At 63.5% G+C, this 12,292-nt stretch carries 12 protein-coding genes; 7 read left to right on the forward strand and 5 right to left on the reverse strand.

The features are described 5' to 3' along the window. Positions 1-2: 2 nt before the first annotated feature. The 6 genes from KHO49_RS22985 to KHO49_RS23010 are packed head-to-tail and all read left to right on the forward strand — an operon-like array spanning position 3 to position 6,769. Positions 3-728 carry an RDD family protein gene (locus tag KHO49_RS22985; RefSeq protein WP_102880700.1) on the forward strand — a complete coding sequence of 242 codons (726 nt, stop codon included), beginning with the start codon at positions 3-5 and terminating at the stop codon, positions 726-728. Next, on the forward strand, positions 725-1,705 hold the full coding sequence (locus KHO49_RS22990) for a stage II sporulation protein M (RefSeq protein ID WP_102880701.1): 981 nt from the start codon (positions 725-727) through the stop codon (positions 1,703-1,705). The genes KHO49_RS22985 and KHO49_RS22990 overlap by 4 nt, the downstream gene beginning before the upstream one ends. Next, complete coding sequence (locus tag KHO49_RS22995) at positions 1,692-3,242, forward strand: DUF4129 domain-containing protein (RefSeq protein ID WP_213665863.1); 1,551 nt, start codon at positions 1,692-1,694, stop codon at positions 3,240-3,242. The genes KHO49_RS22990 and KHO49_RS22995 overlap by 14 nt, the downstream gene beginning before the upstream one ends. Next, positions 3,239-4,402: a DUF4350 domain-containing protein gene (locus tag KHO49_RS23000; protein ID WP_213665864.1), complete on the forward strand. Its 1,164-nt coding sequence runs from the start codon at positions 3,239-3,241 to the stop codon at positions 4,400-4,402. Before KHO49_RS22995 ends, KHO49_RS23000 begins: the two co-directional genes overlap by 4 nt. Further along, a complete protein-coding gene (locus KHO49_RS23005; protein WP_102860533.1) occupies positions 4,399-5,424 on the forward strand; it encodes an AAA family ATPase in 1,026 nt (341 codons plus the stop codon). The genes KHO49_RS23000 and KHO49_RS23005 overlap by 4 nt, the downstream gene beginning before the upstream one ends. A gap of 13 nt (positions 5,425-5,437) precedes the next feature. Then, positions 5,438-6,769, forward strand: a complete 1,332-nt coding sequence (locus tag KHO49_RS23010) for a DUF58 domain-containing protein (RefSeq protein WP_102880704.1) — start codon at positions 5,438-5,440, stop codon at positions 6,767-6,769. Between the two features lie 16 nt (positions 6,770-6,785). Here the strand turns inward: KHO49_RS23010 and KHO49_RS23015 are convergent, their stop codons facing one another. Together KHO49_RS23015 and KHO49_RS23020 are read right to left on the reverse strand one after the other, a co-directional pair. Next, complete coding sequence (locus tag KHO49_RS23015; RefSeq protein ID WP_102860531.1) at positions 6,786-7,145, reverse strand: PilZ domain-containing protein; 360 nt, start codon at positions 7,143-7,145, stop codon at positions 6,786-6,788. A gap of 219 nt (positions 7,146-7,364) precedes the next feature. Continuing rightward, positions 7,365-7,739 carry a tol-pal system YbgF family protein gene (locus tag KHO49_RS23020; RefSeq protein ID WP_102860530.1) on the reverse strand — a complete coding sequence of 125 codons (375 nt, stop codon included), beginning with the start codon at positions 7,737-7,739 and terminating at the stop codon, positions 7,365-7,367. Positions 7,740-7,896: 157 nt separating this feature from the next. On the opposite strand from KHO49_RS23020, the gene pyk reads away from it, so the two are divergent. Further along, entirely contained in the window at positions 7,897-9,348 is a 1,452-nt protein-coding gene (gene pyk, locus KHO49_RS23025; protein ID WP_016963242.1) for a pyruvate kinase, read from the forward strand. 83 nt (positions 9,349-9,431) lie between these two features. Here the strand turns inward: pyk and KHO49_RS23030 are convergent, their stop codons facing one another. The 3 genes from KHO49_RS23030 to KHO49_RS23040 are packed head-to-tail and all read right to left on the reverse strand — an operon-like array spanning position 9,432 to position 12,247. Continuing rightward, positions 9,432-10,181: an enoyl-CoA hydratase-related protein gene (locus KHO49_RS23030; protein WP_102880705.1), complete on the reverse strand. Its 750-nt coding sequence runs from the start codon at positions 10,179-10,181 to the stop codon at positions 9,432-9,434. A gap of 28 nt (positions 10,182-10,209) precedes the next feature. Further along, complete coding sequence (locus tag KHO49_RS23035; RefSeq protein ID WP_213665865.1) at positions 10,210-11,148, reverse strand: iron-sulfur-binding ferredoxin reductase; 939 nt, start codon at positions 11,146-11,148, stop codon at positions 10,210-10,212. Then, positions 11,141-12,247, reverse strand: a complete 1,107-nt coding sequence (locus KHO49_RS23040) for a GGDEF domain-containing protein (RefSeq protein ID WP_102880707.1) — start codon at positions 12,245-12,247, stop codon at positions 11,141-11,143. The genes KHO49_RS23035 and KHO49_RS23040 overlap by 8 nt, the downstream gene beginning before the upstream one ends. Positions 12,248-12,292 lie beyond the last annotated feature (45 nt).

Below are 12,292 nucleotides of genomic sequence, written 5' to 3' on the forward strand. Positions count from 1 at the left end.
CCATGCTTGAGACGACAGCAACGCCAAGGAACGCATCGCTGCACCCGCCACTGGATACGCGGTATCAGGTCGAAACCCCCGAGGGCATCGATCTGCCGCTGCGACCGGCGGGATTGCTGGTGCGTACCCTGGCGTTTGCCCTCGATCTGGGCATCCGCGGGCTGGTGTTGGGCCTGCTGTTCATTGTGCTGGGCTTTTTCGGCGAGATCGGCATCGGTCTCGGTTCGATCCTGCTATTTCTGATCAGCTGGTGGTACATGGTGCTGTTCGAGGTGCTGAACCAGGGCCGCTCTCCCGGCAAGCAAATAATGGGACTGCGAGTGGTTCAGGACGATGGCACCCCCATTGGCTGGAGCGCCTCCCTGACCCGCAACCTGCTGCGCTTTGCCGACATGTTGCCGTTCGGCTACTTCCTTGGCGCGATCAGTTGCCTGCAGCATCCGACCTTCAAGCGCCTGGGCGACCTGGCCGCCGGCACCCTGGTGATCTATCGCGAGCAGTCGGTCAAGCGCCCGGAACTGCCACCCGCCGTCCCCCGCTCCGCGCCTTTTGCCCTGAGCCTGAACGAACAACGGGCGATTCTCGGGTTTGCCGAACGTCAGAATCAACTGTCGGCCGAGCGCACCCGGGAACTGGCGGCGATCCTCGCACAACCGCTGCATGTACCCACCGCCCAGGCCACTGCCGAACTCAACGGCATCGCCCGCGGTTTTCTGGGAACGACATGAAACAAAGCCTTTTTGAGAACCGTCATCAGGCGCAATGGCAACAGTTCGAGCATCTGCTGGACCAGTTGGAGCGACGCCGGGTCAAAGCCGAGGACTGCCAGAACTTCGTCCAGGACTACCGCCGCCTGTGCCAGCACCTGGCCCTGGCCCAGGAGCGCGGTTACAGCAGTTACCTGATCGATCCATTGCAGCAGTTGGCATTGCGCGGCCATCAGCAGTTGTACCGGCAACGCACCGCCATCAGCGCCAACGTCCTGGGCTTCATACTGGCCGGTTTTCCGCGTCTGGTGCGCCAGGAGTGGCGCCTGGTACTGATCGCCAGCCTCCTGTTCTTCGGCAGCCTGCTGGGTATCGGCCTGTTGGTGTACCTCTACCCCGAACTGGTCTATAGCCTGGTGAGCCCGGAGCAGGTGTCGGAAATGCAGAGCATGTACGAGCCCACCGACGGACGCCTGGGACGGGTCGCCGAACGCGCCTCAAGCCAGGACTGGGTGATGTTCGGCTACTACATCATGCACAACATCGGCATCGCCTTTCAGACCTTCGCCAGCGGCCTGCTGTTTGGCCTGGGTAGCGTGTTCTTCCTGTTTTTCAACGGCCTGATGATCGGCGCCATCGCCGGCCACCTGACCCAGATCGGCTTCGGCCAGACCTTCTGGCCCTTTGTCATCGGCCATGGCGCCTTCGAGCTGAGCGCCATTGCCCTGTCCGGTGCGGCCGGGTTGAAACTGGGCTGGGCACTGATCGCCCCCGGTCGCCTGAGCCGCGGCGAAGCCCTGTTGCAGGCTGCGCGGATAAGCGTGCAATTGGTCTACGGGGTCATCGTATTCCTGCTGATCGCGGCCTTTATCGAAGCCTACTGGTCCTCCATGACCTGGCCCGCGCCCTGGATCAAATACAGCGTCGGCGCCGCCCTGTGGAGCCTGGTGGTGGCGTACCTGACCCTGGCCGGACGTGAATCTCATGCGCCTGAGTGACGCCAGCGTGACGATCCGCCCACGCAACCCCTGGGAAGCCATGGACCTGGGGATACTGCTGAGCCAGCGTCACCGGAGCCTGCTGATGACCAGCTGGGCCATCGTCAGCCTGCCGGTGTTTGCCCTGCTGAGCCTGCTGCTGTGGCAATCCCCATCCTTGGCAGTGCTGTTGTTCTGGTGGCTGAAACCGGCCTTCGAACGCCTGCCACTGTTCATCCTCTCCAAAGCCCTGTTCGGTGAAACCCCAAGCCTGGCAGAGGCGCTGAGGCAGTGGCCACGCCTGCTCAAGCCACAATTGCTGGCCAGCCTGACCTGGCGCCGCTTCAGCATGAGCCGCAGCTTTGTCATGCCGGTCGTGCAACTTGAAGGCCTGAGTGGCGATGCCCGGCAACAACGCCTGGCGGTCCTGCTGCAGCGCAATGCCGGGGCCGCACGCTGGTTGACCCTGATCGGCATGCACCTGGAAGGCGCCTTGTGGATCGGGTTGATGGTGCTGTTCTACCTGCTGCTGCCGCAACAGATCGAACTGGACTGGAGCTGGCAGAGCCTGGTCATCGCCGCCCAGCAGGACTGGTTCTGGCTGGAACACCTGACCAACGCCTTCTACGCTCTGGTCCTGGTGATCTGGGAGCCCATCTACGTGGCCTGTGGCTTCAGCCTGTACCTCAACCGCCGCACCGAGCTAGAGGCCTGGGACATCGAACTGGTTTTCCGCCGCCTGCGCCAGCGTCTGGCGGGCGTCGCGGCGCTGCTGCTGGTGACCGGCCTGATGCTGGCGATGCCGGGCGCATCGATCTGGGCAGCCACTCCCAGCAGTTCCGTGGCTGGCCCCGAAGCGCCACGACTGCTGCAGCAACCGCTGACCAGCAAAGCCTCGAAGGACAGCATCCAGGGCATCCTGGAAAAGCCGCCGTTCAAGAACCAGGAGTCGGTCACCCGCTACCGCTTCGGCGAAGAGCAGGCACAGAAGAAAGACGCCAAGGACAAGCCGCCGGGCTGGCTCAAGAGCCTGCTTGAGAACCTCGACAACAACAGTTTCGGTAGCCTCGCCAAGGGCCTGGAAATCCTCCTCTGGGCCTTGCTGCTAGGGGCCCTGGGCTGGCTGATCTGGCGCTACCGCGATTGGCTGCGAGCCTTTGTCAGCCGCCGTCCGCTACCGCGCAAAAAACGCCCCGCCGCGATCCCCCAGCAACTGTTCGGCCTGGACGTCAGCAGCGAAACCTTGCCTGCGGATGTGGCTGCCCGCGCCGAGGAGCTCTGGTCCAGCCAGCCCCGAGAGGCCCTGGGCCTGCTTTACAGGGCACTGCTCAGTCGCCTGCTGGAAGACTTTCATCTGCCCCTGAGCGTGGCCGATACCGAAGGCCAGGTACTGGAGCGGATCAAGACCTTGCAGCAACCGCCCCTGGAAGCCTTCAGCCGTGAACTGACGGAGCATTGGCAGAACATGGCCTACGGTCACCGGATTCCCGGCGCCGATCTGCAGCCGCAACTGTGCGACGCCTGGCGCAGTCTGTTCGGCCCAGGAGCGCCAGCATGAAGCGCTATCTTTGGGGCAGCCTGGCCCTGTTGCTGATCCTGGTACTGGGAGCCACCGGCTACTACCTGTACCGCCACGCCACGCCCTATCAGGAACTCGTCGATCACGGCCCGTCGCCCGAAGCCCGCGCCAATCCCTACCTGGCCGCCGAGATGTTTATGCGCGAACGCGGCCTCAAGGTCGATCACGCCAACGGCCTGGAAGTACTGGCCACCTTGAAGCCCGCCGGCAACAGCCTGCTGTTGCTGGGGGAGCGCTCGAACATGAGCCCGCGCCAGGCCGACCAGGTGCTGGATTGGGCCCGTGCCGGTGGCCGGCTGATTTTTGTCGCCGAAGCCCTGTGGGACGATGACACCCAGCAAAGCGGTGACTTGCTGCTGGATCGGGTGCAAATCCATCAACAGCTCAGTGAAGACCTCGAGGAGCCGCCGGAACAGGAAGCCAACGACGCCTTTCCAAAGCTGACCAAAGTCTATCTGGAAGACGAACAGGCCCCGGCCTACATCGGCTTCGACACCGCCTTCCACCTGGACGACCCTGACAGCCTGGCCCAGTCCTGGGCCAACAGCGGCGTGGCCACCCACATGATCCAGCTCGACTACGGCCAGGGCTCGGTCACCGTGCTGACCGACGCCGACATCTGGAAAACCCCGGCCATCGGCCTGTACGACAACGCCTGGCTGCTGTGGTACCTCAATACCGATACGGCCGTGACCCTGCTGTTCAACACCGACCACCCGAGCCTGTGGCAATTGCTCTGGCGCTATTTTCCCCAGGCGTTGGTAGCCCTGGCGCTGTTGATCGGCCTGTGGCTGTGGCAGGCCGGTAGCCGCCAGGGGCCTTTGCTGGCGCCGGCCCCCAAGGCCCGGCGTCAACTGCGTGAACACCTGCGCGCCAGTGCCGATTTCATCCTGCGCCATGGCGGCCAGGGCCCACTGCTGCAGGCCCTGCAACTGGATATCCGGCGCCGGGCACGACGTCGCCATCCGGGTTTCGAACAACTGGAACCCGAAGCCCAGTGGGACGTCCTCGCCCTGCTCAGCCAGCAGCCTGTCGATGCTGTGCGCCAAGCCCTGCAACCGGTGTCCGGGCAGCGCCTTTCCGGTGCTGATTTCAGCCACCAGGTCGCCCACCTGCAAACTCTCAGGAATGCCCTATGAGCGAACAACCCGTCGAATCCCTTGACTCCTCCGAGGCGCCTCAGCCCCAGGTCCATGCGGCCCAGCAGCGGCAACGGGCCAGCCAGCTGGCGCAGGCGGTGCGCCAGGAACTGCAGAAGGTGGTGATCGGCCAGGAGGCCGTGATCGATGATGTGCTGACGGCGCTGATCGCCGGTGGCCACGTGTTGCTCGAAGGCGTCCCAGGCCTGGGCAAAACACTGTTGGTACGGGCCCTGGCCCGCTGCTTTGGCGGAGAGTTTGCACGCATCCAGTTCACCCCGGACCTGATGCCCAGCGATGTCACCGGCCACGCGGTGTACGACCTGCAGACCGAGCAGTTCAAACTGCGCAAGGGTCCGCTGTTCACCAATCTGCTGTTGGCGGACGAAATCAACCGCGCCCCGGCCAAGACCCAGGCCGCGCTGCTGGAAGCCATGCAGGAACGCCAAGTGACCCTGGAAGGCCGGGCCCTGCCCATCGCCCAGCCATTCATGGTCCTGGCGACCCAGAACCCCATCGAGCAGGAAGGCACCTACCCGCTGCCGGAAGCCGAACTGGACCGTTTCATGCTCAAGTTGCGGATGGACTACCCGGACGCCGAGGAGGAGCTGAACATGGTTCGCCAGGTGGCTCGCTCGACCCGCGCCGACATGCTTGATGTCCAGCCCCTGCGTACCGTGCTCCAGGCCAAGGACGTGCTGGCCCTGCAGCGCATCGCCAGTGAACTGCCCCTGGACGAACAGGTGCTCGACTATGCCGTGCGCCTGGCCAGGGCCACCCGCAGCTGGCCGGGACTGACGCTGGGCGCAGGCCCGCGTGCCTCCATTGCCCTGGTGCGCGGAGCCCGGGCCCGGGCCCTGCTGCGGGGCGGCGAATTCGTGATCCCGGATGACATCAAGGGCTGCGCCTTGGCCGTGCTACGGCATCGGGTACGGGTCGCTCCGGAGCTGGATATCGAAGGGCTGTCGGTGGAACAGGTGCTCAAGCAGATGCTCGAGCAGATTCCGGCACCGCGCCTATGAGCCGCCCACACTGATGAAGCCGACTCGTCTGTTGCTGATCTGGCTGGGCACCCTGACCGGCCTGTACATCCTTCTGGGAACGGTGCGTGCCCTGGGTATCGAGGCGGTGCCGCGCCTGGACTCGATCGCCTGGGGCCTGTTGCTGGCGCTGTTGCTGCTGGCGCTGCTGGATGCCCTGCGCTTGTCGCGCCTGGCGTCGCCCGAAATACAGCGTCAGTTGCCCGGCAGCCTACCCCTGGGACGCTGGAGCGAAGTGCAACTGGAGATCCGCCACCCTTATCGGCAAGCGCTTGAGGTGCAACTGTTCGACCATCCGCCCCAGGGCTTGAGCTTTGAGCACCTGCCACAATCGGTGAGCCTGGAGCCGGGCCAGGTCAGCCGAGTGGGGTATAGCGTGCGACCGCTGCAACGAGGGCATTTCAACTTCCACCAGTGTGAAGTCAGCCTGCCCAGCCCCTTGGGCCTGTGGAGCGCCAGACGACGATTGAAAGTCCACGACAGCTCGCGGGTCTACCCGGACTTCGCCCGCCTCTATGGCGCGCAGTTGCTGGCAGTGGACAACTGGCTCAGCCAACTCGGGGTGCGCCAGTTGCAACGCCGCGGGCTGGGCCTGGAGTTCAATCAACTGCGGGAGTTTCGCGAAGGCGACAGCCTGCGACAGATCGACTGGAAAGCCACCGCCCGCCAGCGCACGCCCATCGCCCGGGAGTATCAGGACGAACGCGACCAGCAGATCATCTTCATGCTCGACTGCGGACGCCGCATGCGCAGCCAGGACGGCGAGCTGGCGCACTTCGACCATGCCCTCAACGCTTGCCTGCTGCTCAGCTATGTCGCGCTGCGCCAGGGGGATGCAGTAGGCCTCTACAGTTTTGCCGGAGAACGCTCGCGCTACCTTGCGCCAGTCAAGGGCTCGGCCCAACTGAGTGTGCTGCTCAACGGCGTCTACGACCTGGACACCAGCCAGCGTCCAGCCGACTACCAGGCTGCAGCCAGTGAATTGCTGGCGCGGCAGAAGCGTCGGGCGCTGGTGGTACTGGTCACCAACCTGCGGGATGAAGACGACCAAGAGTTGCTGACTGCGGTCAAACGCATCAGCCGCCAGCACCGGGTACTGGTGGCCAGCCTGCGCGAGGAAGTGCTCGATCAGTTGCGCCAAAGCCCAGTACAGACCTTGCCCGAGGCGCTGATCTACAGCGCCGCCGTGAACTACCTCAATAGCCGGGCCGAACTGCATGAACGCCTGAGCGCCCACGGCATCGCCCTGCTCGACGCCCGTCCAGGCGAGCTGGGGGCGGAGCTGGTCAGCCGGTATCTGAGCTGGAAGAAAGCCGGCAGCCTGTAGTGGGCTGCCGCGACATTCAGGCCGATGTCTGCAACGGATGGAAGCTGAAGTAGTGCCGCAAGGCCTGCTCCAGTTCAGCGAATTCGGCGGTCGCCCGCAGCAGGCTGAAACCGCTGTCGTACTGGTGAGGGGTCAGGTCCTCATGGCACCACAGGCAACAGGCGCTGAAATCGATGAACTGCGTCTGTCCATCACTGCCGGGGACTTTCACCCGCAACTCGAACTCGGCACCGATCAGCATCGGCAACTGGCTGATCAACATCAGCCCGTCAGCGGAAATATTGCCCAGGTAACCGACAGGCTTGTCGGTAAACCGGTTAAAGACTTTCAAGTAGGACGGCAGTTGATGCCGCTCGATCCGAGGTTCCGTGAACATGCTGGGTATCGCTATGAAAGGTCATTAAGCATGACCGCACTAGTGCTTCGGAACGGGCCTTGAGTAGCGGCTCGTTCTCCCGGATTCGAGGTGCGAGGAAAATCTCCACAAGGATTTCAACGCCACTGCGCCAGGCAGGAACCGTGCAGTGTTCGAACAACCTGTACAAATGTTAGCTCAAGCGCGAGGGGCAATTACACTGCCCCTGACCGGTATCGCTTACAACGCTGTACGGCGAACTTGTGCTGCACCGTTTGCCGGGTAATGCCCCAGTTGCTGCAAGGTGTCCAAGCGGGCACGAGCACGGTAGGCGTATTCGCTGCTGGGGTACTGGGTAATGATGAACTGATAAGTCTGCGCCGCATCGACGAACAACTTCTGCCGCTCCAGGCATTGCCCGCGCAGCATCGACACTTCCGGCTGGATGTAAGGCCGCGCACGGCTGTTGCGGTCGACCTGGCTCAACTCGAGCATCACGCTCTCGCAGTTGCCGCGGTCATAAGCGCGGTAGGCGTTATTCAAATGATGGTTCATGGACCAGCGGGTGCAGCCGACAACACTGACGGCCAAGATAGCAATGAGTACGAATCGCATGGGGTATCTCCTGTCTTGTGCAGTGTATCGACTCATCGGCAAAAATCTTCAAGGTTGTTGCGGTAAACAAACAAAGCAATAAGTAGTGCAAACGAACAATGACTACAACTTCGGAGCATAGTAGCCTCTCGTTGCGCTTGAACTCAGGAGTCCGTGCATGTCCGTTCGTCGTACCAAAATCGTTGCCACCCTTGGCCCAGCCAGTAACTCGCCGGAAGTTCTCGAACAGTTGATTCTCGCGGGCCTGGATGTTGCCCGTCTGAACTTCTCCCACGGCACTCCGGACGAGCACAAGGCTCGCGCCCAACTGGTCCGCGACCTGGCCGCCAAGCACGGCCGCTTCGTGGCCATCCTCGGCGACCTGCAAGGCCCGAAAATCCGCATCGCCAAATTCGCCAACAAGCGTATCGAACTGAAGATCGGTGACAAGTTCACGTTCTCCACCGTGCACCCGCTGACCGAAGGCAACCAGGACATCGTCGGCATCGACTACCCGGATCTGGTCAAGGACTGCGGCGTCAATGACGAGCTGCTGCTGGACGACGGCCGTGTGGTGATGCGCGTGGAAACCGCCACCGCCACCGAGCTGCACTGCGTGGTGACCGTCGGCGGCCCGCTGTCCGACCACAAAGGCATCAACCGTCGTGGCGGCGGCCTGACCGCTCCGGCCCTGACCGAGAAAGACAAGGCCGACATCAAGCTGGCCGCCGAAATGCAAGTCGACTACCTGGCCGTGTCCTTCCCTCGCGACGCTGCCGATATGGAATACGCGCGCAAACTGCGTGACGAATCCGGTGGTACGGCCTGGCTGGTGGCCAAGATCGAACGCGCCGAAGCCGTGGCCGACGACGAAACCCTCGACGGCCTGATCAACGCCAGTGACGCAGTGATGGTGGCCCGTGGCGACCTGGGTGTGGAAATCGGCGACGCCGAGCTGGTGGGCATCCAGAAGAAAATCATTCTTCACGCGCGCCGCCACAACAAGGCAGTGATCGTCGCGACCCAGATGATGGAGTCGATGATCCAGAACCCGATGCCGACCCGTGCCGAAGTGTCCGACGTGGCCAACGCCGTGCTCGACTACACCGACGCGGTCATGCTCTCGGCAGAAAGCGCCGCCGGTGCCTACCCGCTGGAAGCGGTCCAGGCCATGGCGCGGATCTGTGTCGGTGCGGAAAAACACCCCACCAGCAAGACCTCCAGCCACCGCATGGGCAAGGTGTTCGAAAGCTGCGACCAGAGCATCGCCCTGGCCGCCATGTACACCGCCAACCACTTCCCGGGCGTGAAGGCCATCATCGCCCTGACCGAAAGCGGCTACACCCCGCTGATCATGTCGCGCATCCGTTCCTCGGTGCCGATCTATGCCTACTCCCCGCACCGTGAAACCCAGGCGCGTGCAGCCATGTTCCGCGGCGTCTACACCATCCCGTTCGACCCGGCTTCCCTGCCGCCTGAGCAGGTCAGCCAGGCTGCGATCGACGAGTTGCTCAAGCGCGGCGTAGTAGAGAAAGGCGACTGGGTGATTCTCACCAAGGGCGACAGCTACCACACCACCGGCGGCACCAATGGCATGAAGATCCTGCACGTTGGCGACCCGATGGTCTGAGCCCTGGCTCGCTGAACGCAAAAGCCCCGGTGGTGGAAACCCCGGGGCTTTTTTATGTCCGTCCTTCCCTGTAGCGACAGGTGTCAGCCTTTGGCGAAAAAACCCGACAAGGCGGCGATGGCTTCTGGTGAACGCAGGCGCTGAGTGAACTGCGCGCCCTCTTCTTCTATTACCTGGCGCAGTTGCTCACGGTAGGGAGCCTTCATCAGGCGCTTGCTCACTTGCACCGCCTCCGGCGCCAGTTGGCTGAAACGCAATGCCGCCTCCCTGGCTTTGGCCAGGGCTGCCGCGCCATCTCCCAGGGCCGCAGTGGCAATGCCCCAGGCCGCCGCCTGTTCACCACTGAAGCCTTCGCCGAGCAGCAACAACTCAGCGGCCTTGGCCTGTCCCAGCAAGCGCGGCAGGATCAGGCTCGAGCCAAATTCCGGGCACAGCCCGAGGTTGACGAACGGCATGCGCAACCGTGCATCACGGCTGACATAGACCAGATCGCAATGCAGCAACAAGGTGGTGCCAATGCCCACGGCCGCGCCGGCCACCGCAGCCACCACCGGCTTGCGGCAATCGAGCAGGTTGCGCATGAACTGGAACACCGGGCTGTCGAGGTCCCTGGGCGGCTGTTGCAGGAAGTCGGCGATGTCGTTGCCGGCGGTAAAGCATTCGCTGCTGCCGCAGATCAGCAGGGCATTGATTTGCGGATCGGCGTCCGCCTCGGCCAGGGCTTGCGCCAGACGACTGTACATGGCACGGGTCAAGGCGTTTTTCTTGTCGGGGCGGTTCAGGCGCAGGGTCAGCAGCCCGCCCTCGCGTTGCAGCTCGATGGCATCGGTCATGAAGATCTCGCTCTAGAAAAATCAGCGCTCAACCACGGGGCAGGAACACATCGGCCAGCAGTTGATTGCGCGGCAGCCCCGCCAGGTACAGGCGTCGGGCAAAGGCATCGACACTGTCGGGGTGCCCGCAGAGTAAGGCCTGGGTTTGCCGGGAAACAAGTCGCAGTTGCGCCAGGGCCGTCGTCAGCTGCGCCCCCTGCCACAGCTCCACACTCAGATGGGGACGGTTCGCTGCCAGGGCTGCCAAGGGTTTGGCCAGGTAATGCTCGGTGGCGTCATGGGCCAGGTGAATGATGCGGATAGGGCCTTGGTGATCCTGACGCAAGGCTTCGCGCAACACCCCGAACAAGGGCGCCAGGCCGGTTCCCGAGGCCAGCAGCCACAGCGGTCGCTGCTGCCAGTCCAGATCGTAGTGCAAGGCGCCGCCGCGCAACTCGCCCAGGCGGATCGGGTCGCCCAGTTGCAACTGGCGTGCGGCGTCGCTGAATTGTCCCGGATGCCGGCAGTCCAGATGAAACTCCAGGAAGCGGTCCTCTTCCGGCAGGCTGGCCAGGGAATACGGCCGGGCGATCTGGCTGGTGGTCCACAGCACCAGGTGCTGGCCGGCGCGATAACGCAACGGCCGCTCAGGTTGCAGACGCAAGCGCAGGACTGTGGGCGATAGCCAGTCGAGCCCGACCACTTGGGCCGGCCGGCCATCGCGCAACGGATCGAAAGTCTCGACCTGCAGGTCCTCCACCACCTGGCACTGGCAGGCCAGGCGCCAGCCGCGGCGGCGCTGTTCATCGCTCAGGGCATCCGGCCGACTGTCGTTGGGCAGGCCCTGGACGCAATGCACCAGGCAGGCATGACAACTGCCGGCGCGACAACTGTAGGGCACCGCCACACCGGCCTGATTCAAGGCATCCAGCAGGTTGCTTGCCGGTGCCACCGACCAGCGCCGGCTGCCCACGGTCAATTCAGGCATCGAGGTTTTCCCAGGCGGCGGAACAACGATTGCGGCCGTCGCGCTTGGCCCGGTACAGCGCCTGATCGGCGCGTTGCAGGGCATTGTCCAGATCATCACCGGCCTGCAGCAGGGTCATCCCTGCCGACAGGCTCAGGTCACGCACATTCAGGCCCACCAGTTGCACCTCCATGAAGGCCAGGCGCAGACGCTCGCAACAGGAGGTCAGGCGCTCGGCATCACAGTCGGGCAGTAGCACCACAAACTCCTCACCGCCGTAGCGGGCCAGTACATCACCGTCCCGCAGGCAGGCCGTGGCCACCGCGGCGAACGCCTGCAGCACCTGATCTCCTGCCGCATGGCCGTGAAGATCGTTGATGCGCTTGAAATGATCCAGGTCGATCAGCGCCAGCCCATGCATCTGTTCCTGGTCCATGGCCTGCAACTCACGGCTGGCGATACGCAGGAAGTGCCGGCGATTGAACAGCCCGGTCAACTCATCGGTAGCCACCAGATCTTCCAGTTGCCGCATCATCCCCCGCAAGGTGTCCTGATGGGCCTGCAAGGCAAAACGCCGCTGCCGCATGCGCGAACGCGACGCCTGGACATAGGCAGCGTACAGGCACATCCACACCAGTATCACCAGCAGCACACAGACTTGCAGCGCCGCCAGCTGGGGATCGTCGAGGACAAAGCGATAGCCGTCCCACAGGTTGACCCCGGCAAAACAGAAGAAGATCAGCGCCGCGCAACGCAGGTAGGCCCGGCGGGATAAATGGAACAGGCCGAACAGCAGCGGCAGGATATAGAACACCAGGAAAGCGCCCCGGGCCTGATCCAGGTGGGCGATCAGCCAGGTCTGCCAGGCAATGCCCAGGACCACTTGGACTTCAGTCAGGCTGGGGTCGGCAAAGCGCAGGTTGCGCCCGCTGATGAACACCCAGCACAGCAGGCCCTGAGTGGCCAACACCAACCCCGAGGCCAACAGCGCACTGCTGGTGGAGGCGCGATAGTGCCCCGCGAGAACCGCCAGCCAGAACAGCAGCAGGATCAGTCCGTAGGTGCCCGCAGCAATGGTGAAGCGCTTGAGTAACAAGCTCTGGATGGCTTTATGGGTCAATCGTTGACTCACCGTGAGAAAGGAGGCTTAAAGAGTTTCCTACCC

Origin of the sequence: Pseudomonas sp. RC4D1, from assembly GCF_018390395.1 — a bacterium.
In the GTDB taxonomy this organism is placed as follows: Bacteria; Pseudomonadota; Gammaproteobacteria; order Pseudomonadales; family Pseudomonadaceae; genus Aquipseudomonas; species Aquipseudomonas danubii.

Bases quoted from the DNA above. Each gene is read 5' to 3' on its own strand.
- KHO49_RS22985 (WP_102880700.1), top strand. From the start codon at position 3: ATGCTTGAGACGACAGCAACGCCAAGGAACGCATCGCTGCACCCGCCA.
- KHO49_RS22990 (WP_102880701.1), top strand. From the start codon at position 725: ATGAAACAAAGCCTTTTTGAGAACCGTCATCAGGCGCAATGGCAACAG.
- KHO49_RS22995 (WP_213665863.1), top strand. From the start codon at position 1,692: ATGCGCCTGAGTGACGCCAGCGTGACGATCCGCCCACGCAACCCCTGG.
- KHO49_RS23000 (WP_213665864.1), top strand. From the start codon at position 3,239: ATGAAGCGCTATCTTTGGGGCAGCCTGGCCCTGTTGCTGATCCTGGTA.
- KHO49_RS23005 (WP_102860533.1), top strand. From the start codon at position 4,399: ATGAGCGAACAACCCGTCGAATCCCTTGACTCCTCCGAGGCGCCTCAG.
- KHO49_RS23010 (WP_102880704.1), top strand. From the start codon at position 5,438: ATGAAGCCGACTCGTCTGTTGCTGATCTGGCTGGGCACCCTGACCGGC.
- KHO49_RS23015 (WP_102860531.1), bottom strand. From the start codon at position 7,145: ATGTTCACGGAACCTCGGATCGAGCGGCATCAACTGCCGTCCTACTTG.
- KHO49_RS23020 (WP_102860530.1), bottom strand. From the start codon at position 7,739: ATGCGATTCGTACTCATTGCTATCTTGGCCGTCAGTGTTGTCGGCTGC.
- pyk (WP_016963242.1), top strand. From the start codon at position 7,897: ATGTCCGTTCGTCGTACCAAAATCGTTGCCACCCTTGGCCCAGCCAGT.
- KHO49_RS23030 (WP_102880705.1), bottom strand. From the start codon at position 10,181: ATGACCGATGCCATCGAGCTGCAACGCGAGGGCGGGCTGCTGACCCTG.
- KHO49_RS23035 (WP_213665865.1), bottom strand. From the start codon at position 11,148: ATGCCTGAATTGACCGTGGGCAGCCGGCGCTGGTCGGTGGCACCGGCA.